This is a genomic window from Mesorhizobium sp. WSM4816 (assembly GCF_055811535.1).
Genome location: NZ_JBVVQR010000004.1, coordinates 180,557 through 203,507, shown reverse-complemented (window position 1 = coordinate 203,507; position 22,951 = coordinate 180,557). Strand labels below are relative to the sequence as shown.

At 64.1% G+C, this 22,951-nt stretch carries 15 protein-coding genes; 8 read left to right on the top strand and 7 right to left on the bottom strand.

The features are described from left to right. The first annotated feature begins 8 nt into the window (after positions 1–8). From AC0L3H_RS07145 to pdeM, 3 genes are all read left to right on the top strand, one after another. Positions 9–869 carry a C40 family peptidase gene (locus AC0L3H_RS07145; RefSeq protein ID WP_473584974.1) on the top strand — a complete coding sequence of 287 codons (861 nt, stop codon included), beginning with the start codon at positions 9–11 and terminating at the stop codon, positions 867–869. A 329-nt stretch (positions 870–1,198) separates the two neighbouring features. Beyond that, a complete protein-coding gene (locus AC0L3H_RS07140) occupies positions 1,199–3,721 on the top strand; it encodes a ligase-associated DNA damage response DEXH box helicase (RefSeq protein ID WP_473584973.1) in 2,523 nt (840 codons plus the stop codon). Then, on the top strand, positions 3,718–4,434 hold the full coding sequence (gene pdeM, locus AC0L3H_RS07135) for a ligase-associated DNA damage response endonuclease PdeM (RefSeq protein ID WP_473584972.1): 717 nt from the start codon (positions 3,718–3,720) through the stop codon (positions 4,432–4,434). The genes AC0L3H_RS07140 and pdeM overlap by 4 nt, the downstream gene beginning before the upstream one ends. A gap of 6 nt (positions 4,435–4,440) precedes the next feature. On the opposite strand, the gene AC0L3H_RS07130 is transcribed toward pdeM, so the two are convergent. From AC0L3H_RS07130 to AC0L3H_RS07120, 3 genes are read right to left on the bottom strand one after another with little or no spacing between them, the layout of a single operon-like run. Next, a complete protein-coding gene (locus tag AC0L3H_RS07130; protein ID WP_473584971.1) occupies positions 4,441–5,376 on the bottom strand; it encodes a dimethyl sulfoxide reductase anchor subunit family protein in 936 nt (311 codons plus the stop codon). Between the two features lie 9 nt (positions 5,377–5,385). Then, positions 5,386–6,120: a 4Fe-4S dicluster domain-containing protein gene (locus AC0L3H_RS07125; protein ID WP_473490495.1), complete on the bottom strand. Its 735-nt coding sequence runs from the start codon at positions 6,118–6,120 to the stop codon at positions 5,386–5,388. Beyond that, entirely contained in the window at positions 6,117–9,044 is a 2,928-nt protein-coding gene (locus tag AC0L3H_RS07120) for a molybdopterin oxidoreductase family protein (RefSeq protein WP_473584970.1), read from the bottom strand. Before AC0L3H_RS07120 ends, AC0L3H_RS07125 begins: the two co-directional genes overlap by 4 nt. A 279-nt stretch (positions 9,045–9,323) precedes the next feature. Between AC0L3H_RS07120 and AC0L3H_RS07115 the strand changes: the two genes are divergently transcribed. After that, positions 9,324–10,226, top strand: a complete 903-nt coding sequence (locus tag AC0L3H_RS07115) for a LysR substrate-binding domain-containing protein (RefSeq protein WP_473584969.1) — start codon at positions 9,324–9,326, stop codon at positions 10,224–10,226. 6 nt (positions 10,227–10,232) lie between these two features. On the opposite strand, the gene AC0L3H_RS07110 is transcribed toward AC0L3H_RS07115, so the two are convergent. From AC0L3H_RS07110 to AC0L3H_RS07095, 4 genes are all read right to left on the bottom strand, one after another. Continuing rightward, positions 10,233–11,489: an Hsp70 family protein gene (locus AC0L3H_RS07110; RefSeq protein WP_473584968.1), complete on the bottom strand. Its 1,257-nt coding sequence runs from the start codon at positions 11,487–11,489 to the stop codon at positions 10,233–10,235. A 109-nt stretch (positions 11,490–11,598) separates the two neighbouring features. Beyond that, the gene (locus tag AC0L3H_RS07105) at positions 11,599–12,390 is read right to left on the bottom strand and encodes a TIGR02186 family protein (protein WP_473510170.1); all 792 of its coding nucleotides are present in this window, start codon (positions 12,388–12,390) and stop codon (positions 11,599–11,601) included. Further along, positions 12,390–13,313, bottom strand: coding sequence for a sulfite exporter TauE/SafE family protein (locus AC0L3H_RS07100; RefSeq protein ID WP_091600326.1), 924 nt, complete (start codon positions 13,311–13,313; stop codon positions 12,390–12,392). The genes AC0L3H_RS07105 and AC0L3H_RS07100 overlap by 1 nt, the downstream gene beginning before the upstream one ends. A 189-nt stretch (positions 13,314–13,502) precedes the next feature. Next, positions 13,503–17,480 carry a peptidoglycan-binding protein gene (locus AC0L3H_RS07095; RefSeq protein WP_473584967.1) on the bottom strand — a complete coding sequence of 1,326 codons (3,978 nt, stop codon included), beginning with the start codon at positions 17,478–17,480 and terminating at the stop codon, positions 13,503–13,505. Between the two features lie 445 nt (positions 17,481–17,925). Here AC0L3H_RS07095 and AC0L3H_RS07090 point away from each other — a divergent pair, with 445 nt between their 5' ends. The 4 genes from AC0L3H_RS07090 to AC0L3H_RS07075 all read left to right on the top strand — a co-directional run bounded on the left by AC0L3H_RS07090 (position 17,926) and on the right by AC0L3H_RS07075 (position 22,945). Further along, positions 17,926–18,387, top strand: coding sequence for a MerR family transcriptional regulator (locus AC0L3H_RS07090; protein WP_023802166.1), 462 nt, complete (start codon positions 17,926–17,928; stop codon positions 18,385–18,387). 296 nt (positions 18,388–18,683) lie between these two features. Continuing rightward, positions 18,684–20,480, top strand: a complete 1,797-nt coding sequence (locus tag AC0L3H_RS07085) for an acyl-CoA dehydrogenase (RefSeq protein WP_473584966.1) — start codon at positions 18,684–18,686, stop codon at positions 20,478–20,480. A gap of 56 nt (positions 20,481–20,536) precedes the next feature. Beyond that, the gene (locus tag AC0L3H_RS07080) at positions 20,537–21,706 is read left to right on the top strand and encodes an acyl-CoA dehydrogenase family protein (RefSeq protein WP_473490487.1); all 1,170 of its coding nucleotides are present in this window, start codon (positions 20,537–20,539) and stop codon (positions 21,704–21,706) included. 30 nt (positions 21,707–21,736) lie between these two features. Further along, a complete protein-coding gene (locus AC0L3H_RS07075; protein ID WP_473490486.1) occupies positions 21,737–22,945 on the top strand; it encodes an acetyl-CoA C-acetyltransferase in 1,209 nt (402 codons plus the stop codon). Positions 22,946–22,951: the final 6 nt, after the last annotated feature.

The window sequence follows — 22,951 nt, the reverse complement described above, 5'->3', positions numbered from 1 at the left end:
TTGCCGATTTGACCGCCAGGGATGCCCGCCTTCACGCCTTCCGTTCCGATCTCGCCGATATCAGGCTGGAAGGCGAGGTCGCCGCCGATCGCTTCGTCGCCGGGCGGCCAGCGCGGGTTTCAGCCGCAGTGGCCGACATCCGCAAGGCGCCGCGGCCGGATGCCGGCGTCAACACGCAAGCCCTGTTCGGTGACGACGTCCTCGTCTTCGAAGATGCCGAGGGCTGGGCCTGGATCCAGTCGGAGCGCGACGGCTATGTCGGCTATGTCGCCGACACCGTGCTGGGCGGACGGGACCATGCGCCCACCCATGTCGTCTCGGTGCCGCGCACCTTCCTCTATCCGGGACCTGATTTGCGGCTTCCGCTGAGCGGGCAACTGTCGATGGGATCGGCGCTGACGGTGACCGGCGCGGCAGAAACGCGCGGCACGCATTATGCGTTGCTGCCGTCCGGCGAGGCAGTCATCTCAGGCCATCTCAGGCCTCTAGGAGAGCCGGCTGCCGACTATGTCGCGGTCGCGGAGACTTTTCTCGGCACCCCCTATCTGTGGGGCGGCGCCTCCGGCTTCGGCATCGATTGCTCCGGCCTCGTGCAACTGGCGATGCACATGACCGGCAGGCAAGTGCTGCGCGATTCCGACATGCAGGCGGCGACCATCGGCGAGCCGCTCGACCCGGGTCCGGATCTTGCCGGGTTGCGGCGCGGCGACCTGGTGTTCTGGAAAGGCCATGTCGCTGTCATGGCCGACCCGGAAACGATGATCCACGCCAACGGCCACACCATGCTGGTCTCGCGTGAAGGGTTCAGGCAAGCCCTCGCCCGCATCGGCTATCTCTATGGCGGTCCGACAGGGTTTAGGCGGCCGTAGCGCAAGCGCTTTTCCTTCTCTAATCACCAACGTTGCAGGATTGGCGGCCAAAGCGAAGCTGCCGATCTCCCCCACAAGGGGGGAGATTGGCCGTCATCTTTGATTTCGCCAATCGCCAACCTCGAAAAAGAGGCGCTGTCGGCGGAACTGCCGATCTCCCCCCAAGTGGGGGAGATGTCCGGCAGGACAGAGGGGGGCGCCGTAGAGCGCCAACCTCAATAGCGACCGAGCATTGCCGATGCCCCACAAGGGGGAGAAGGAAAAGCGCACGATCACCTTTTGTTCCGATTCTGCTTGGCGATTGCACGGCGCCGCGCTACCTCTGGCGGGTGACAGAGCAGCCGCGCCTCGCCGAACAGAATGCCGCCGTGCGCTTGCCCGAGCCATTCCTCAAATGGTTCGCGCAAAGAGGCTGGTCGCCGCGCGCCCACCAGATAGAATTGCTGGCGACTGCCCAGGCCGGGCAATCGGTTCTGCTGATCGCGCCGACCGGCGCCGGCAAGACGCTGGCCGGATTTCTGCCTTCACTAACCGAGTTGGCCGGGCGGCCAGGGGGAAAGCCAGGGCAGGCGCGTCGCGGCATCCATACGCTGTACATCTCGCCGCTGAAAGCGCTGGCCGTCGACATCGAGCGCAATCTCGGCAAGCCGGTGGAAGAGATCGGCCTATCTCTCACCATCGAGACGCGCACCGGCGACACGCCCGCGCACAAGCGCCAGCGGCAGAAGCTGGCCCCGCCCGACATCCTTCTGACGACGCCCGAGCAACTGGCGCTGCTGATTGCTGCGCCCGACGCCAGGCGCTTCTTCGAGGATCTGCGCTATGTCGTGCTCGACGAACTGCATTCCTTGGTGACGTCGAAGCGCGGGCATCTCCTGTCGCTCGGGCTGGCTCGGCTGCGATCCTTTGTTCCCAGCTTGCAGACGATCGGCCTGTCGGCGACGGTTGCCGAGCCGGACGAATTGCGGCGCTGGCTGGTCAGCCAGAATCCACCCGGCTGCATGGCCGAATTGATCGTCGTCACCGGAGGCGCCAGGCCCGACATCTCCATCCTCGACTCGGAACAGCACGTGCCGTGGGCCGGACATTCGGCCCGCTACGCGACAACGGAGATCTATAGCGAGATCAAGCGACACAAGACGACCCTGCTGTTCGTCAACACGCGCAGCCAGGCCGAACTGCTGTTCCAGGAATTGTGGCGGGTCAATGAGGACACTTTGCCGATCGCGCTGCATCACGGCTCGCTCGATGTCGCCCAGCGTCGGCGCGTCGAAAAAGCCATGGGCGAGAATGCCTTGCGTGCCATCGTCGCCACGTCGACGCTCGACCTCGGCATCGACTGGGGCGATGTCGACCTGGTCGTGCATGTCGGCGCTCCCAAAGGTGCGAGCCGGCTGGCGCAGCGCATCGGCCGCGCCAACCACCGCATGGATGAGCCGTCGAAGGCGATCCTGATTCCGGCCAACCGCTTCGAGGTGCTGGAATGCCGGGCGGCGCTCGACGCCAATTATCTCGGCGCCCAGGACACGCCGCCACTGGTCAATGGCGGGCTCGACGTGCTGGCGCAGCATGTCCTGGGTTGCGCCTGCGGCGCGCCTTTTTATGCCGATGCGCTGTTCGAGGAGGTGCGAACCGCCGCGCCCTATGCCGAACTCGACCGGCCGACGTTCGATCGTGTCGTCGACTTCGTCGCCACCGGCGGATATGCGCTGAAGAACTACGAGCGGTACGCCCGCATCCGCCTGAACAAGGACGGGCTGTGGCGCGTCTCCAATCCTCGCATCGCCCAGCAGTACCGGCTGAATGTCGGCACCATCATCGAGGTGCCGGCGCTCAACGTGCGTTATGTCAAGGCCGGCAGCAAAGGCTCTGCCTCGCGCGGCGGTCGGGTTCTCGGCAAGATCGAGGAGGCGTTCCTCGAAACGCTGACGCATGGCGACACCTTCATGTTCGCCGGCAAGGTGCTGCGCTTCGAGGGCATCCGCGACAATGAATGTTTCGTGTCGAATGCGCCCGGCAGTGACGCCAAGGTGCCCTATTATGGTGGCGGCAAATTCCCGCTTTCGACTTACCTCGCCGAACAGGTCCGCATCATGCTGGATGACCCGCAGCGATGGAAGAAGCTGCCGGAACAGGTCGCCGACTGGCTGCGCTTCCAGGCCGACAAATCGGTGCTGCCGAAGCGCGACGACCTGCTGATCGAGACCTTTCCGCGCGGCAACCGCTACTATCTGGTGGCCTACCCGTTCGAGGGCAGGCTGGCGCACCAGACGCTTGGCATGCTGCTTACCCGCCGGCTCGACAGGGCGGGAGCCAGGCCGCTCGGCTTCGTCGCCACCGACTATGCGCTTGCCATATGGTCGCTGGCCGATATGGGCAGGATGTTCCGGGCGAAGAAACCGTCGCTGGCCGCGCTTTTCGACCAGGACATGCTGGGCGACGATCTCGAAGCCTGGCTGGCCGGCAGCTGGCTTTTGAAGCGCACCTTTCGCAATTGCGCGCTCATTTCCGGACTGATCGAAAAGCGTCATCCGGGCCAGGAGAAGAGCGGCCGCCAGGTCACCGTCTCGACCGACCTCATCTACGACGTCCTGCGCAGCCATGAGCCCGACCACATCCTGCTGCAGGCGACGCGTGCCGACGCGGCCACGGGTCTGCTGGATGTCAGCAGACTTGCCGAGATGCTCTCGCGTATCCAGGGACGAATCGTGCATAAAGACCTCGAGCAGATTTCGCCGCTCGCCGTGCCGATCATGCTCGAGATCGGCAAGATGCCGGTGCATGGCGAGGCCGATGATACGCTGCTGATGGATGCGGCAACGCTGGTCGAGGAGGCCATGGGGACGAAATGACATTCGCACTCGCCATGACGGCGCTCCTGGCGGATGCCGATCCTATCGGCATCGCCGGCGAGCGTGCGATCTGCGATCGCCGCGGCGTGCTTTATTTTCCCGAGCTTCGGCTTCTGACCGTGTCCGACCTGCATCTGGAAAAGGGCTCGTCGCTGGCACGGCGCGGTACGTTGATCCCGCCTTATGATACCGGTGCGACGTTGCTGCGATTGCAGGCGGTGATTGCCGATTATCAGCCGGCGATCGTCATCAGCCTCGGCGACAGCTTTCATGACGGCGGCGGCGCCGCGCGCATGCATGCAAGCTTTCGCGAACGCCTGGAAGCGCTGATGGCCGGCCGCGACTGGTTCTGGGTTGCCGGCAACCATGACCCGGATGCGCCGGCCGGCCTGCCCGGCGAGACGGTGCGAGAGTTGGCCATCGGCTCTCTCGTATTCCGGCACCAGCCTTCGGCGGTGAGAGTGGAAGGCGAGATATCAGGTCATCTGCACCCTTGCGCCCGCATCGTGCAGCAAGGCCGCTCGGTGCGACGGCGCTGCTTTGCCGGCGACGGCGGCCGCATGATCATGCCGGCCTTCGGCGCCTATACCGGCTCGCTGAATGTGCTCGACCGCGCCTATGCCGGGCTGTTCCGCCGCGAGACGCTGATGGCCTATATGCTCGGCACCGAGCGCATTTTTGCGATTTCCCACGCGATGCTGCGGCCGGGCTGAGCTGCTCTATAGGCCGTAGTAGAGGGTGACGGTGTGTTTCGCTTCGGCGAAGAACAGCCAGCGTTCGACCAGCATGCCGGCGAATTGGGCTGATGTGGCGAGTGCCGACAGCACCGCCGCATAGGGCCATGGCAAGGCGAATGCGGCAATCAGCAGCAAGACGGGCAGAGCGAAGGCCAGCACTTGCGTGATCTGGCGCAGCCGCGCCTTGTGCTTGCGGGCGATGCGAAAGCCCATCTCCTTGAGCAGGTAGTTTTCTTCGGTGTGCGGCCATTCCAGCGACCGCACCGTACCGCCGGCAAGTCCGGTAGCGGTGTTGGCGTTGGTCGGGATTTCCAGCCTGTCATTGTAGCGCCAATTTGCCAGCTTCCAGCCCCAGCCGAGCAAGGTCACCAGTACGCAACCTGTCAGAACGATAGTCGAGCCGAGGGCGAAGCCCTGCAGCAGCGCGTTGAGAAGCACGCTGCCGCTCATCGCCGAAAAGATCAGATAGCCGGGCAAAGTGAAGCGGCTGTGCCACTGGGCGATCGGCTTCAGCGAGGCATAGATCATGCCGGTGGTGCAGACGGTGGCGACCGCGCCCACCGCAGCCAGCAGCCCGGCGACGGCCACCCAGCCGTTTGTGCGGCCGAGGAACAGCCAGCCGAAGGCGAACAATCCCGCCGGCACGAAGGTCGCGACCGAGGCAACGCCTTCGCGCGACAGCCATGAGCTGCGCCATTGCGAGAATGCTCTCCAGGCGCGTTCTGGTCGGCCGAGATGGCCGGCCGACGACAGCAGGCCGGCCGAGATCAGGCCGAGCGCCAGCCCCATGCCGACGAGGCCGAGCCAGAAATCAGGCGGGACAAATCCTTGTCCGGCCAGCACGCCGAGCAGCGCGAGCAGGCCGTAACCGGCGCCCGTGGCAGTGGTGAAGAAGACGACGGAGAAGGCTGGATGCATGGATGCTGATCAATGCGAAAGCATGCGATCGACCCAGCCGAGGAAACCGCCTTCAACCCGCAACGGTTCGAGCCTCGGCGCCGGCACCGATGCAGCGCGCGGCGTGTGGGCGCGCGGCGGCAAATATTTGTTGGTCGGGTGATAGCCGAGTTCGGGCATCAGGTCGACCCCGCCGCGTTCGGCCACCAGTTGCGAGATCGCCGATGCCGGGTCGCCGAGATCGCCAAAGTGCCGCGCGCTGGTCGGACAGGCGGCGACGCAGGCCGGCACGCGGTCTTCTTCCGCCAGATTGTCGTTGTAGATGCGGTCGACGCACAGCGTGCACTTCTTCATCACGCCGACATCGGTATCGAACTCACGCGCGCCATAGGGGCAGGCCCAGCTGCACAATTTGCAGCCGATGCACTTGTCTTCGTCGACCAGCACGATGCCGTCCGAGGCCCGTTTGTAGGAGGCGCCGGTCGGGCAGACGGTGACGCAGGCCGGTGTCTCGCAATGCAGGCAGGAGCGTGGGAAATTGACCGTGCGCCCACCCATCTCCGTCATGTGCTCATAGCTGTGCACGCGGTTGAACCAGACCCCGTCGGCATCGCCGCCATAGGGATCGATGTCGGTCAGCGGCGCCATGTGACCGCCGGTGTTCCATTCCTTGCAGGCGGTAACGCAGGCCTGGCAACCGACGCAGGTGTCGAGGTCGATGACCAGGCCGAGCTTCTTGTCGGTATGGGCGGGAAGGCAGGTCATGATCTCTCTCTTGCCCGGCGGAATTCAGCGCCGAAACTGAGCTTGTCGGGCGAGGGCTCAAAATGCGGTGGCTGCCGGAAGCGCTCGAACTGCGGCTCGGTGAAGCCGGCTTCTTCAGCCGCGCATTTGACGATGCGGACGCGCAGGTCGAACCATGCCGCCTGGCCGGTCACCGGATCGGAATTCGAGTAGCGCTTGCCGTTCGCATCGGCAGAAGTCTGGTCGCCGATGATGTGGTTGAGCAGGAAGCCGCGGTTGGATTCGGCCGCGTCGTCCTTCAGCCCCCAACTGCCGCGCCGCTTGCCGATCGCGTTCCAGGTCCACACCGTGTCCACGTTGACCCCGTCGACCAGCTTGATCTGTCCCTTGACCCTGCCGTTGATGCTCTCGATCCAAACCCAGTCGTCATCGGCAAGCCCGAGGCCGGCGGCGGTTCGGCTGTGCACGAACAGCCGGTTCTGGCTGGTGATCTGTCTGAGCCAGGCGTTCTGCGAGCCCCAGGAATGATACATGTGCATCGGCCGCTGCGTCAGCGCATGCAGAGGGTATTTCTCAACGTCGACAACCGCCTCCTCGAAGGGCGTGTACCAGAACGGCAACGGGTCCATATAGGTTTCGATGCGGCTGCGCTCCGCCTCCGGCGGCAGCACCCTGCCATGGCCGCGCGCGGCGAGGCGAAACCGCTGCATCGGCTCGGAATAGAGCTGGAACACGATCGGCTCGGCCTTCGGGATGAAACCCATGGTCTCGGCAAACTCGAGATAGGATCGGTTGGCCATCTTGTAGTAGCGCTGGTCGTCGGCAAAATCGTGGTGCCAGAAGCCGCCATTGTCGATGTAGCGCTGAAGCTGGTCGGGATTGGCATCGCCCTTGCCGATCAAAATTCCGTCCTTGCCGCGCCAGCCGGCGAGCGAGCCGATGCCTGGCCTGCGCTCATGATTGACGATGTAATCGGCATAGTCGCGGTATTTGGCCGAGCCGTCGTCGGCGACGAAGCCGGGCAGGCCGAGCCGCGCGCCGAGCTCGATCAGCACCGTCTGGAACGCCCGCACGTCGCGGTCCGGCTCGACAACCGGATGGCGGATGGCGTCACCCGGTCCATCGGCGTGGCTGATCGGCCGGTCGAGCAGGCTGATGCAGTCATGACGCTCGAGATAGGTGGTGTCCGGCAGCACGAGATCGGCGAACGGCACGGTCTCGGAATAATAGGCGTCGGAATAGATGATGAACGGGATCCTGTACTCGCCTGACGTATCCATATCGGTCAGCATCGCCATCGTCTCGACGGTATTCATCGACGAGTTCCAAGCCATGTTGGACATGTACATGAACAGCATGTCGATCCTGTAGGGATCGCCGGCCCAGGCGTTACGGATGACCGTGTGCATGAGCCCGTGTGCTGCCAGCGGCGCATCCCAGGAATAGGCCTTGTCGATACGGGTCGGCGTGCCGGTGTCATCGACCAGCAGATCGTCGGGGCCGCAGACGAAACCGAGCGGCATGCCTTCGAGCGGCGTCATCGGCCTGACGTCCTTGCCCGCCGGCCTCGGCCCCGGCGGCGCCGACCGCGGATAAGGCGGCTTGAAGCGAAACCCGCCGGGCACGTCCACCGTACCCAGGAGTACTTGCAGCAGGTGGATGGCGCGGCAGGTGTGAAAACCGTTCGAATGCGCCGAGATGCCGCGCATCGCGTGCATCGACACCGGCCGGCCCTTGATCGTCTCGTGCCGGCGGCCGGCCCAGTCGGTCCACGCCACCGGCAGTTCGATCGCCTGCTCGAAGGCGACATGCGCCAGTTCCGCGGCGATGCGGCGGATGGTGTCGGCGGTAACGCCGCAGCGTTCGGCGACCGCATCGGGAGAATAACTCTCGTGCAGGTAGCGGTCTGCGATAAGCTGGAAGACCGGTACGCAGCGGCGGCCATCGACCTGGAAGTTGCCGGTCAGCGCCGGCTTTGCGTCGGTATCGGTGGCGCTGACCGAGACTTTGGCCAGCCTGTCCCAGGCCAGCGGATTGCCGCCGCTGTCGCGTGCGAACAGCCCGTCATCTGCTGCACCCGGCTCCTGGATGACGAGGACATGGGCGTTGGTGTAGCGCAGCAAATAATCGAGATCGACGCGGCCGGCCTTCAGCAGTTCATGGATGAGAGCAAACACGAACAGGGCGTCGGTGCCGGGCCGGATGCCGATCCAGTCATCGGCAATGGCGTTGTAGCCGGTGCGGCATGGATTGATCGAGACCACCTTGGCGCCGCGCGCCTTGAGCTTGCCGAGACCGATCTTGATCGGGTTGGAATCATGGTCCTCGGCGACGCCGAACAGCATGAAGTATTTGGTGTTGTCCCAGTCGGGTTCGCCGAACTCCCAGAACGAGCCGCCGATCGTATAGAGCCCGCCGGCCGCCATGTTGACCGAGCAGAAGCCGCCATGGGCGGCGAAATTCGGCGTGCCGAACTGGCTCGCCCACCAGCCGGTCAACGATTGCGACTGGTCCCGGCCGGTGAAGAAGGCGAGTTTCTTCGGATCGGTGCGGCGGATTTTCGAAAGCCGTTCCGTCGCGATCGAGAAAGCCTCCTCCCACTCGATCTCGCGAAATTCTCCCGAGCCGCGCGGACCGGTGCGCAGCAACGGTTTCTTCAACCGGGCCGGACTGTATTGCTGCATGATGCCGGCGCTGCCCTTGCCGCACAGCACGCCGCGATTGACCGGATGGTCCTTGTTGCCGTTGATGTAGCGCACCTTGCCGTCCTTGATGTGGACGTCGATGCCGCAGCGGCAGGCGCACATGTAGCAGGTGGTCTTGGCGATGCTGTCTGAGACGTCAGGCGAGGTATCGACGCCGTCACCCTCGTGGGGCGCGCGGGTGTCGGCAAGCGACCGTTGGGACGGTGCGGAATTGGCGCCGCGCAGCGGTCCGTGGTTCATGATTCGGGGCTTTTGCGGTCTGCGAATTTGGCTCTCGTCTTCGGCCCGGGGCCGCGCATGTAGTGTTCTTCCGGATGATAACGGTCGCCGGCAAGCCGACGCCGCAGACCGCGGGTCCAATGGGCAAACAAGGATTTGAACCGCCCGATCACTTTTCTACCCGTTGCAGGTTGGCCGCGATTTTTTTCCAACTCCGCCGGGAAAATTAGAACAAAGCAATCGATCCGTCTAACAAGTTGCTCTTGTAATTCCAATCGAAATTGTTTCTTAATTCTCCGCATGACCCTGGACCAACTGCGGATATTCGTTGCTGTCGCCGAACGGGCGCACATGACCAAGGCGGCCGAGCTACTGGGCATTTCCCAGTCGGCCGCCTCGGCCGCCATCCGCTCGCTCGAACAGCAGCATGGCGTCCAGCTGTTCAACCGGGTCGGTCGCAACATCGAACTGGCGCAGACCGGGCGCAGGTTTCTGCCCGAGGCGAAGGCCGTGCTCGAACGGGCGGCTGCCGCCCACGACGTGCTGGAGCACGTCTCGCAGACGATCACCGGCAGCCTTTCCATCGCCGCCAGCCAGACCATCGCCAGCTACTGGCTGCCGCGCCGGCTGGCCTCCTTCCACGAGGCCTATCCCGCCGTCAGGCTGAGCGTGACCATCGGCAACACCAGGCAGGTTGAGACCACCGTACTCGACGGTACGGCTGATTTTGGCCTGGTCGAGGGGCGCACTGAATCGGACATATTGCGGCGCGCCAAGGTCGATGTGGATCGCCTGATGCTGGTCGTGGCGCATTCGCATCCCGAGATCGCCGAAGTTTTGCCCGGGCATCCCGATATCAAGGAACTCCGCTGGATCATCAGGGAAGGCGGATCGGGCACGCGCGAGGTGCTGGAAGATCTTGCCCGCCGCGAAGGGATATCGTTCGCAGACCTGCGGATATTCCTGGTGCTGCCGAGCAACGAGGCGGTCCGTCAGGCGGTCGAGGCCGGCGCCGGCGCCACCATCATTTCGGAGCTCGTCGTCGAACGCGCGGTCGCCGAGGGCAGCCTGCGAGCCGTGCCGATCGATCTGCCAAAGCGCGATTTCGCCATGATCACGCATCGTGACCGGCAGGCAAGTCTGGCCCAGATGGCGCTCAAGGCGCATCTGGGCGTGAGGGCCGGCGAGACCGTCCGCGGGTAAGCCGGGTCAACCGAATTTCCGCTGCGCATCGAGCGCCAGCCCAAGCCCGACCGAGCCGAACATATCACCTTCGATGACCGACGCCTGCGGCACCAGGGCCAATATCTGCTGCCTTGCCAGCGGGATGGCGGTCGATCCGCCGGTCAGGAACACCGCGGAGATGTCGGAGGGTTTCACCTGCGCGTCGCGGATGGTCTCACCAACCGTTGCGGCCACCCGTTCGATTTCCCTGGCGATCGTCGCCTCGAGCCCGGCGCGCGTAATTTCGGTCGCGAACTTCGCACCGGGCAGCGCGACTACGACATCACCAGAAAATTGCTCCGTCAGCGCGATCTTGGCCCTCTCGACCAAAGCGGCCAGCGCGTGCCCGTAACGATGCTCGACGATGTCGATGAAGCGGTCGACCAGGTCGGCGCGTTCCGCCTCGTAGCGGATCTGGCGCAGATGCGTCATCGCCCGGGCGGTGTAGACCAGATTGATGCGCTGCCATGTCGCCAGGTCAATGAAGTAGCTGGCCGGCAAGTTGCGCTTGCCGTCCTTGGTCGGCGAGAGGTAGCCGAGTTGCGGCATCACATGGGCGATGCTCAACAGCCGGTCGAAGTCGGTGCCGCCGATGTGGATGCCTCGGCTGGCCAGGATGTCGTCCTTGCGATCAAGGGAGCGGGCGCGCTGCGGCGAGACCCGCACGATCGAGAAATCGGACGTGCCGCCGCCCATGTCGACGATCAGCGCCAGTTCTTCGCGCGTCACCTTCTGCTCGTAGTCGAGCGCCGCCGCGATCGGCTCGAACTGGAAGGCGATATGCTTGAAGCCCTGGCTACGGGCCGCGTTTTCGAGTTCACCTTCGGCCTTGGCATCGGCCTCGGCATCGTCGTCGACGAACTGCACGGGGCGACCGAGCACCACGCTCTCAACCGTGTCGTCCGCATCCTCTTCCAGCCTTTTCCTGAGGTGGCCGACGAACAGGCCGATGATCTCGGTGAAGGCGATCGATCGGGTTTTGATGCGCGTCTTTTCATGGACCAGCGTACCGCCGAGTACGCTCTTCAGCGAGCGCATCAGGCGACCTTCGATGCTGTCGGTATAGTTGGCGATGGCGCGGCGCCCAAAGTAGGTGCGGTTGTCCTCGAAATTGAAGAACACCGCGCTGGGCAGCGTCACCTCGCCGTCTTCCAGCGCCACCAGTTGCGGCTGCCCGTCCCTGATCACGCCGACGGTGGAATTCGAAGTGCCGAAGTCGATACCGCCGAATGCTGGTCGCATCGCAAAGTCCTGTATTTTTTATTTGGGGAGCGACAGCCGGTGTTCGGCCGGGCCGGGGTCGCGGTCTAACCCACGAGCGTAAAAAGGGGAACCGCCTTTTGAAGAGAGTTTAATCCTTCCGGAAGACGAGCCTTCCGAGCCAGCCGGTCAGCATGGCCAACGACACCGCGAAGACGCCATACAGGAAAGAATAATCGTGGGCGACGCGGAAGATCGACTGTTCGAAACCGGATTTGCGGATTTCGAGCTGGGCGGAGCTTTCCTTGATGAACAGGCCGCTCTTGAACAGGAACGCGCGTGCCTTGTGGGTGCCGACCGGAACATTGGGGGCGAGCCTGACGGTGGCGCGGAACAGGTTCTGCGACAGGAACTGCACGCCGCCGACATTCACGCTGTAGAGGCCGGTCGCCGTCTTGCGCTCGCGCAGCGCTGCGGTGAATTCCTGGATGGTCGCCGGACTGTCGCCAGCGTCGGCCGGCTGCATATAGATGTTGGCGGCGCCAAGCGACAGTTGCTTGTAGCTGTTGGGGTCGGTGACGTCCTGCAGCGGCCGCGTCGTCGCCACCGAATAGGACACCGGCACATTCTTGAAGGTCTCGGACTCCAGATTGATCCAGATGCCGAGCACCCGGTCCTTGCGGCGCACGACGACCTTCCGGGCCGGACCCTCAAGCACGACGACGATGTCGTAGCGCCCCTGGCGCGCGACACGCGGGTCGGCATTTTCCAATGAGCCGAAGATGGTGAGGTCGGCGCCGGAAAAGCCGGCGGTGATCGAGACATGGTCGGTGGACAGGCCGATCTGGATGTTTTCGGTAACCGGCGTCTGCGTTCTTGCCGGTGACGAGGCGGCGAATAGCGACAGCGAGGCAACGGCCAGGAACGTCCTAAAACCCGCCATCAGGTCGGATCCGCGCCGGACAGCGAATAGAGGCTGGGCGGCGTCACGAACAGATCGATGGCGAGCCGGATGGCAACCGCCAGGACCAGCAGTGCCAGCAGCGCCCTGAGCTGCTCGCCGCGCAGCCTTTGGCCGGCCTTGGCGCCGTATTGCGCGCCGGCGACGCCGCCCGCCATCAACAAGAAGGCGAGCATGACGTCGACCGTCTGGTTGGTGGTGGCATGGACCAGCGTGGTGTAGGCCGAGGTGAAGATGATCTGGAACAGCGAGGTGCCGACGACGACGTTGGTCGGCACTTTCAAGAGATAGATCAGCGCCGGCACCATGATGAAGCCGCCGCCGACGCCCATGATCGACGACAGGAAACCGATGCCGGCGCCGAGGCCGAGCACGGGGATGACGCTGACGAAAAGCTTCGAGGCCCTGAACCGCATCTTCAGCGGCAAGCGGTGGATCCAGTTGTGCTGGCCGGATTTCTTCAGCACCGGTGCCGCGCCGCTGCGCGCGGCGCGCAGCGCATTGACGCTCTCGACCAGCATCAGCCCGCCGACGGTGCCGAGCAGCACGACGTAGAGCAGCGAGATGAACAGGTCGAGCTGGCCGAGCCGGCGCAAGAAGCCAAAGACGAAGATGCCGCCGGTCGAGCCGACGATGCCGCCGGCCAAAAGCACACCGCCGAGCTTGAAGTCGAGCGTGCCGCGCTTCACGTGCGACAATGCGCCGGAGAAGGAGGAGGCGATGACCTGGTTGGCGCCGGTGGCGACTGCGATCGCCGGCGGTATGTTGTAGAAGATCAGCAGCGGCGTGATCAGGAAGCCGCCGCCCACTCCGAACATGCCCGAGAGGAAGCCCACCGCCGCGCCCATGGCCAGCAGCACGAAGATGTTGACGGAAATTTCCGCGATCGGGAGATAGATGCCCACCCGTCAGTCTCGATCAGTTTGCCCGTCGGCGAATGCAACCGTGGCGGGCATTCGCGCCAAAAGCCTGTCCGTTCTTGCGCCGGCCGGGCGGCGAAGTCAAACCTCGCCACGTCGCCGAAACAAAAAACAACTCAATCAGTTAACAGGCAAATGTGTGGCAAAGGCGTCGCGGAAACGACGCATCTGACGTTATTTGCGCGCAAGCAGCGCCTTGACCAGCTTTTCGTCGACCGTGCCGGTAGGCTTCAGATCGTTGTCGGTCTGGAAAGCCATGATGGCATCCTTGGTTTTCTGGCCCATCACGCCGTCGTCATTGCCGGCCTCGTAGCCGTTCTTGTTGAGAATGCGCTGGATGTTCTGAACGACCTTCTTCATGTCGACGCTGGCGGTCGTCTGCGGCGTGCCGTCCTGCCACGATTCGGGAATATCGGCCGAATTGGCCGCAGGATCGAGCGGCTTTGCCTTCCACAGCTCCGTGGCGGCGCGTGCGCGTTCGAGCTGCTCGGGCCTGAGCGCCTTGGCGATCTCGTCGCGCTTTGCCGCCGCATCCTTGTCGCCGGTCTTGGCGACGAGCGCGAACCATTTGTAGGACTCTTCGAGATTCTGCTTCATGCCGACGCCCTTCGCCGCCAGGATGCCGAGATTGAACTGGCTGTCCTTGACACCGAGATCGGCGGCGGCTTGGAACCAGTGCGCAGCCGATTCATTGTCGGTCACGCCGTCCGCCGCCATGGCGAAGAGCACGGCGAGGTTGTGCATGGCGCTGGCGTTGCCCTGCTCGGCGGCGAGCTGGTACCAGGTCTTCGCCTTCTTGACGTCGCGGGCGACGCCGGTGCCCTTCTCGTAGAAGTTGCCGATGCGGTATTCCGCCGGTGCGAAGCCGAGCTCGGCTGATTTCTCGTACCATTTGGCGGCCGCTGCCATGTCTTGCTTGACGCCGCGCGATTCGGCGTAGCGCGAGCCGATCTCGAACAGTGCCTCGGCGTCGCCGCCGGCCGCTGCGTCACGCAAGGCAGCCGGGCCGGCATCGGCTGGAATGTCGATCTTGGCAGTGGCCGCCGCCGTCGATGCAACCGCTGAAGTGACCGTGCCGGTCATGTCCTGGGTCGCGGGGGTGGCGTCCGGCGCGGTGGCCATTGGTTCGGCGTCCGCAACCGTCGGGCCCGCAGGTGCCGACGCTGTCACGTTCGCCGCCGCCGGATCGGGCAACGTCGTTGAAGCCATTGGCGCAGGAACAGGCTCGGCCGCGGACCCTGAGTCGATCGGCGTTTCGGCATCCGCCGATATTTCGTTTTCCGACGGCGTGGCGATGGCGGTCTGCGCCGGCATGTCGTCCTCGGCTACCGATTCGGATGGCTTTGCCTGCCGGACAGCGCCGCCTGATGCGCTATCCCCTGCAGTTTGTGCGTCCGTCTTCGGCTCGTTGACGGTACCGATCGATGCGCTTTCCGCTGGCTGCGCGGCCGCCATCTGCGTCGTGTCGTTGCTGGCAATATCGACCGGGTCGGAGACAAAGGCCTTGCCCAATTGCAGGCCGGCGAGCGCCAGCATGACCGCGGCGGCTGCCATCAGAATCGGCTTGCGTCGCGCCTTGAGCAAGTCGCCGATCCTGAGCGCCTTTACCGGCCCCCTCATCGTCGATTGCCGCTTGAGAGCGTCGGCCTCGGCAGCGGCCGCTTGCGCCGCGCGCCTGGCAGCGGCGATGAAGTCGGATTTCGATGCGTCGGCATTGCCGGCCCTGCCGGGCGGGCCGCGTTCGTCGCGCACGCGCTTCATGATGGCGTTGAGGTCAGGTGGGCCGGAGCCGGGCTCCAGCGGCCGGTTGGCAACCTTCGGGTCCAGCGGCTCGTCGAGATCGGCAATCGGTATCTCGACATCAGGCGCGGAGCCGGCAAGCGGTGGAACAATCGTCTCCTTCTTGGCCTTGAAGGCGCGCGCCAGTCCGCCGAGCATCGACTTCCGGCCGCCGGTCGGCTGGCTTTTTTCCGACGTGTCCGAGCCAAGCGCCGCCATGGCCGCGGCCGCGGCGGCTTCGGCCGGCGTGCGCGTGCCCGGGTCGCTACGCGTGCCCGGTTCGCTATGGGAACCTGGTTCATCGCTGATCATGGCAGAGACATGGCTGTCGAGGTCGGCCATGTCTTCCGTCAGCGGCAGTGGCTGGTCGATGTCCATGGACGGCGCGTCACGTACGGCCATCTTTGACGATCGCACGCCGCGCCAGCTGTCCGGCTCGGCCGGCTGCGTATTCAGAAGTTCGCTCACAGCGTCGGTCGGCTCGCCGGTTTCCAGCGAGCCCAGCCGGTCGACGATCTTGAGCAGCGTGTCGTGGATGGCTTCGAAGGTCCTCGAATTGCGCTCGTCGGAACGGCGCGTCAGTGCTTCGAGCGTCTTCAGATCCTGGGCGAGGCCAGAGACGGCCGCCGTGTTGGCACTGGAGCCCGCCAACGAACGGACGGCGCTCTCGGCTGCCTCGCGCGCCGCGCTGAGGATGGAATCGCGGGTGCCAGCCAGCGACTTCTCGATTTCGTTGAGACGAGGGCTGATATCCTCCAATTCCGGCAGTGGCGCGCCGGGTTTCGAAAGGTGCGCCGACAGGCCCGCGACCTGCGCTTCCAGGCTGCGGATCAGGGCCGGGTCGATACCGGCGACTTGTGCCGCCGATGAATCCAGCCGGACTGAAATGTCTTCGAGCCGGCTTTCCAGGCCACGGATCGCCGCTTCACCTGCGTGATCGGGAACGCGCGTCTCCAAGCGCTGGGCCAGCGCGCTGAAGCGGGCGTCGAGGGCGTCCATGATGCCGGCCCCGTCGATCTGCGGCATGCGCTGGTCCAGCCTGTCGGCAACTGCGCCCAGCCGGCGCTCGAGATCACGAAACAGCATGTTGCCCTGTTCGATCGCGTCGCCCTGGCGGCGCTCCATCATGCCGGACAGCACGTCGAAACGCTGTTCCAGCCCCTGGAAGATATAGTCGGCGTCCGGCATGGCAGGCGCCCGGTCGATCTTGTCGGCAATAAGCGCGATCTGCTTGTCGAGACGCTCCATCGCCTGCTCAGGCAAATTGGCCCGGTTGGCAAGATCGTCGACCCGGCTCGACAGCATGTTGAGGCGGTCGATGACCTCGCCGCTGGGGTGAACTTGCGTCACTTCCTCGATCTGTTCGGCAAGCGAGGCGATCCGCTTCTCGATACGCTCGAATGCTTCGGGGTCGAATGAATTGGCCTGCGCAGCGACGGTCGAGGCGACGATGGCGCGGGAAATCTCGTCCAGCCGCTCGTCGATAATCGCCAATGTGCTGCTGCCGAGACTGTCCTGCTGGCGGGCGAAATGCTCGACGGCGCCGGCAAGCGTGCGGACCTTCTCTTCGAGCGAGCGCAGCGAAAGCGATTCCGGCAGATTGTTGACGGCATTGCTGATCTGTTCGAGCCTTTCGGTCAGTATCGAAAGACCGGGTGCGTCCGACCGCTGTCGCTGATCGGCATCGACACGATCCTCGAACGCGGTCCAGCGGCGGTCGAACTCGTCCCAGCGGCGGCCGACCGCCTCCACGCTCTCCTCGCGCGCCAACGTGTCGAGTGCGGCCTTGACCTGCTCCAGATCGAGCCGGAGCATGTTGACGCTTCTGTCGTCGCTCTTTTCGGCCAGGGACTGGATGGCGCCGGAAAGCCGCTCGAACTCGACGCCGAGTTCGGCGCTGCCTTTGCCTCCCGCCGATTGGCCACCCGGCTGGGTGCTTGCCTGGAAAGCCCGCTCGATGTCGTTGCGCAGCGCTTCGAATTCGCGCTGCAGGCCGGTGGTCATCTGGTGGCGCAGTTCCTCGCGCAGGCCACGCAATTCGCCGGCGATCTTGCCGACCACGGCGACGCCGTCCTCCTGGCCGCGCACGCGGTCGATGTCGCGGGCGATCGCCTGGTAATTCTGGTCGAAGGCAGCTGGCGCCGGGCTTTTCGGCGGCTGCGCCGGGCGCGGATCCTCATAGGGCCGGGCGCTGGCATAGCGCGGCTCCGCGCTCAGCCGGCGCGGATCGGGACGTTCGCTCAAGTCCTCGCGCGTCCGCTCCAGCCGCTGCTCCAGCGTTTCCAGAGAGCGGTTGAGCTGTTCAAGCGTGGTGTACGGCCTGCGCTGCCGGCCGGTGTTGAGTGTATCGAGATAGGACTGCTTGCTGTTCATCGATGCGCCCGTTCACAATCGCTGCTGGCTTTATGACCAGTTCCCAAAGTCCTGCCGGAAACGAAGACGGCCGCGGCTTGCTGCGGTGGACTCCGAAACCGTGAAAAATTCGCTACAGGATAACCACGGGTGACCGACATGCGCACAATTCGCCCAACGTGGTAAACAACGCGTTAACCAAGCTTAAGAAGTTGCAACGATGTTGACGAGCGCCTGAAGCGCCGCCGGGCCATGCGCTGGCGGATGCGGCAAAAAGGTCCTCCCGCACGACGCCCTTGCTTCGTGAGGCGGCTATCGGTATAGAATTGACGTAAACGTAAGGGTGCAGATTGTGCCGTTTGCGATTTTGTTTGTTGAAACCACGAGTGGAAGCACGCCCCCGCTTCGACTCAGGCGACGCACGGTCCAGGACCGCGGCGCCACCAGATGGGGAAAGCCAGTGACCATGAAACTTGTTTCGCCCGGCGAAGCCGCGGCCAATACCAATGACATGTCCGATAAAGCCGGCGAGGATCTTGTCCGCATCGGCGAGATGGCCAAGAAATACGGAGTAACGCTGCGTACGCTGCGTTTCTACGAGGACAAGGGCCTTCTCAATCCGCAGCGCGACGGCTCGACCCGTCTCTACACGCGCCGCGACAAGGCGCGGCTGAAGCTGATCCTGCTCGGCCGCAAGGTCGGGTTCTCGCTGCGCGACGTCAAGCAAATGATGGACCTCTACGACCCCAGCGGTTCCAACACCAAGCAGTTGCGACTGACGCTCGACAAGTCGGAGAAGCAGCTTGCCCGCCTGCAGAAGCAGCGGGCTCTGATCGACGATGCCATCAACGAGTTGAGCAACTCGATGGCGGCGGTGCGTCAGATGCTGAGCGAACGCTCGGCGCCGCAGGCCAGCGTCGCCGGGTAATTCTTCGCCGGCTTCCGGTGAACGGCCTTCTGGGAGAGAGCCGCGTGGGCCTTGGCTGCGCGGCTCTTCCCTTTGTCTTGCGGCTGCGACGGGACGAATATCTTTCAATCTGTTCGGACTGGCTACGGCCAGCGCCGTTACGCTATGAGCGAGCGGCGGGGATTAATTTGTCGCATCAAAAAATTGACGTTTACGCAAACGTCAACTTTTGCTATTCCGACCTGAACATTGGTCCGCATGCCCGTCTGACTTCACATTGGGGATTCGGGGCCAAGGCCGCATGGTGGAGGAAATGCATGCCGATCTACAGGGCGCCGGTCCAGGACACGCTGTTTGTGCTGAAAGAAGTGCTGGGCTACCAGCGCTATTCCAATCTTCCCGGATTTTCCGACGCGACGCCGGACGTGCTCGAGGCCATCCTCGCCGAGGGCGCCAAGCTCGCTGAAAATGTCATGCAGCCGCTGAACCGCGTCGGCGACATGGAAGGCTGCGAGCGCCATGGCGACGGTTCGGTGACGACGCCGAAGGGCTTCAAGGAGGCCTTCGACCAATACCGCGAGGGCGGCTGGTTGGGGCTGGCCGCACCCGTCGAATTTGGCGGCCAGGGTCTGCCTTACGCGGTGCATACCGCTGTTTCCGAATATATGATCTCGGCCAACATGTCGCTGATGATGTACCCCGGCCTGACGCAGGGCGCCATCGCCGCGATCATTACCCATGGCACCGACGAGCAGAAGGCGCTCTGGTTGCCGAAGCTGGTCGAAGGCGTCTGGACCGGCACCATGAACCTGACCGAGCCGCATTGCGGCACCGATCTCGGCCTGCTGCGCACCAGGGCGGTTCCCAACGGCGACGGCACCTACAGGATCTCAGGCCAGAAGATCTTCATATCGGCCGGCGAGCACGACATGGCGGACAACATCGTCCACCTGGTGCTGGCCCGCATCGAGGGCGCGCCGGAAGGCGTGAAGGGCATTTCGCTGTTCATCGTGCCGAAGCTCAAGCTCGATGCATCTGGCAATCCTGGCGAGAAGAATGCCGTCTCCTGCGGCTCGATCGAGGAGAAGATGGGCATCCATGGCAATTCGACCTGCGTCATGAATTATGACGAGGCACAAGGCACGCTGCTTGGCGAGACGAATGGCGGGCTGAAAGCGATGTTCACGATGATGAATGAAGCGAGGCTCGGCGTCGGCCTGCAGGGGCTTTCTGTGTCGGAGGTCGCCTACCAGAACGCTGTGTCCTATGCCAAGGATCGCCTGCAGGGACGCTCGCTGTCTGGGCCGAAGGCGCCGGACAAGAAGGCCGACCCGATCATCGTCCACCCCGATATCCGCCGCAGCCTGATGACCATGAAGGCCTTCAACGAGGCCGGTCGCGCACTGGCACTGTGGACGGCGATCAAGTCGGATATCGCCCACCGTGCCAGTGACGACAAGGACCGCCAGGCTGCCGACGACTACACCGGGCTGATGACGCCGGTGGTCAAGGGCGTGCTCACCGACAAGGGTTTCGACCACGCGGTGATGGCGCAGCAAGTGTTCGGCGGGCACGGCTATATCGAAGAGCACGGCATGAGCCAGTTCGTGCGCGATGCCCGCATCGCCATGATCTACGAGGGCGCCAACGGCATCCAGGCGCTCGACCTCGTCGGCCGCAAGCTGGCCTTGAATGGCGGCCGCGCCGTGCAGGCCTTCTTCAGGGAGGTCGGCGAATTCTGCGAGGAGAACCGCACTGATGAGAAGATGGCGCCCTTTACCAAGGCGCTGAAGAAGGGCCTCAACGATCTGCAGGCGGCGACGATGTGGCTGATGCAGAACGGCATGGCCAAGCCCGATAACGCCGGCGCCGCCTCGACCGACTACATGCATCTCTTCGGCCTGGTGGCGCTGGGCTATATGTGGGCGCAGATGGCCAAGGCAGCCGGGGCGAAATTGGCGAATGACGCCAATGGTTCTTCGGCCTTCTATGACAGCAAGCTGGTGACGGCGCGCTTCTTCATGGAGCGGATCATGCCGGAAACGTCGGCACACCTCGCCCGCATCTCCAGCGGCGCCGATACATTGATGGCACTGCCGGCGGAAGCGTTCTAAGCTCGATTTTCCCTCAACTCGAGGGGAGGGGGACGTCGGCGCAAGGGAGAAACAGCATGACCAACCCCGCCGAAATTCTTGGCCTTCCCAAACCTGCCTGGGCGGCGGACGAGGTCGGCATGCTCTACGACATGGCGCACCGCTTCATGTCGGAAGAGATCGAGCCGCGCTATGACGAGTTCGAGAAGAACGAGATGGTCGACCGCGAGAGCTGGCTGAAGGCGGGCGCGGCCGGTCTGCTCTGTGCCTCTGTGCCGGAGGAATATGGCGGTTCGGGCGGGACGTTCGCGCATGAGAGCGCCATCATCGAGGCGATCGGCCATGTCGGCGTCGACGGTTTCGGCATCGGCCTGCACAATTCGATCGTCGCCCCTTACATCCTCCACTACGGCTCGGAGGAGCAGAAGAAGAAGTGGCTGCCGAAACTGGCGACCGGCGAGCTGATCGGCGCCATCGCCATGACCGAGCCCGGCGCCGGCTCCGACCTGCAAGGCGTCAAGACGCGCGCCGAGAAGGACGGCAACCAGTACAAGGTCAACGGCTCAAAAACCTTCATCACCAACGGCCAGCTCGCCAATTTCATCATAATCGTCACCAAGACCGACCCGGAGAAGGGCGCCAAGGGCACTTCGCTGATCGTCGTCGAGACCGACGAGGTGGAAGGGTTCGAGCGCGGCCGCAACCTCGACAAGATCGGGCTCAAGGCCAACGACACGTCGGAACTGTTCTTCAACGATATGCGCGTGCCGACCTCCAATCTGCTCGGCCACGAGGAAGGCCAGGGCTTTGTCCAATTGATGCAGCAATTGCCGCAGGAGCGGCTGCAGATCGGCACCGGCGCCATCGCCATGGTCGAACGGGCGCTGGCGTTGACCATCGACTACGTCAAGGAGCGCAAGGCCTTCGGCAAGGCGATTATCGATTTCCAGAACACCCAGTTCAAGCTGGCCGAATTGAAGACCGAGGCGACCATCGGCCGGGTCTTCTACAATGACTGCGTCGCCCGCCATATCAATGGAGGCCTCGACCCGGTGACGGCCTCGATGGCCAAATACTGGCTGTCAGACCTGCAGGGAAAAGTCGTCGATGAATGCCTTCAATTGCATGGCGGCTATGGCTACATGAATGAGTATCCGATCGCCCGGATGTTCCGCGACGCCCGCGTCCAGCGCATCTACGGCGGCACCAACGAGATCATGAAATTGCTGATCGGGCGCTCTCTCTGAGAGACTTTCAGCAAACCAAGGAGCAGGAAAATGGCCGAAGCTTATGTCTATGACGCCGTGCGCACGCCGCGCGGCAGGGGCAAGAAGGATGGCTCGCTGCACGAGGTGCCGGCGGTACGGCTCGGCGCCAAGGTGCTTGCGGCGATCCGTGACCGCAATGGGCTGGACACCGGCGCCGTCGACGACATCATCTTCGGCTGCGTCGATCCGGTCGGCGAGGCGGGTTCTGTCATTCCGCGCGCCGCCGCCTTCGAGGCCGGTTACGACACGAAAGCGCCCGGCATGCAGATCTCGCGTTTCTGCGCCTCTGGCCTGGACGCCATCAATTTCGGCGCCGCCAAGATCGCGCAGGGCGCCGACGAGATCGTCATCGCCGGCGGCGTCGAATCGATGTCGCGCGTCGGCATGGGCGCGTCCGGCGGCGCCTGGTTCATGGACCCCTCGGTCGGCCTGCCGGGCTGGTTTGTGCCGCAAGGCATCTCGGCCGATCTGATCGCCACGAAGTACGGCTTTTCGCGCGACGACGTCGACGCCTATGCGGTCGAAAGCCAGAAGCGCGCCGCCAAAGCCTGGGGCGAAGGCCGCTTCAAGAATTCGGTGATCTCGATCAAGGACCAGAACGGCCTGACCATCCTCGACCACGATGAGCACATGCGGCCTTCGACCGATATGCAGTCGCTGGCGGCCCTCAACCCGTCTTTCGTCATGCCCGGCGAAATGGGCGGCTTCGATGCCGTCGCGGTGCAGAAGCATCCCGAGGTGGAGGAGGTCAATCACGTCCACCATGCCGGCAATTCGTCCGGCATCGTCGACGGCGCGGCGGCCGTTCTGCTCGGCTCGAAGAAGGCTGGAAAGTCGCTCGACCTGAAGCCGCGCGCTCGCATCCGTGCATTCGCCAATATCGGTTCGGAGCCGGTGCTGATGCTGACCGGTCCGGTCGACGTGACCGAGAAGCTGCTGAAGCGTGCCAGGATGAAGCTGTCGGACATCGATCTGTTCGAGCTCAACGAGGCGTTCGCCTCGGTGGTGCTGCGCTACATGCAGGCTTTCGACATTTCGCACGACAGGATCAACGTCAATGGCGGCGCCATCGCCATGGGCCATCCGCTCGGCGCAACCGGTGCGATGATCTTCGGAACGGTGCTGGACGAACTGGAGCGCCGCGACCTGAACACCGCGCTGGTGACGCTCTGCATCGGCGCCGGCATGGGCACCGCAACGATCATCGAACGCGTCTGACGGGAG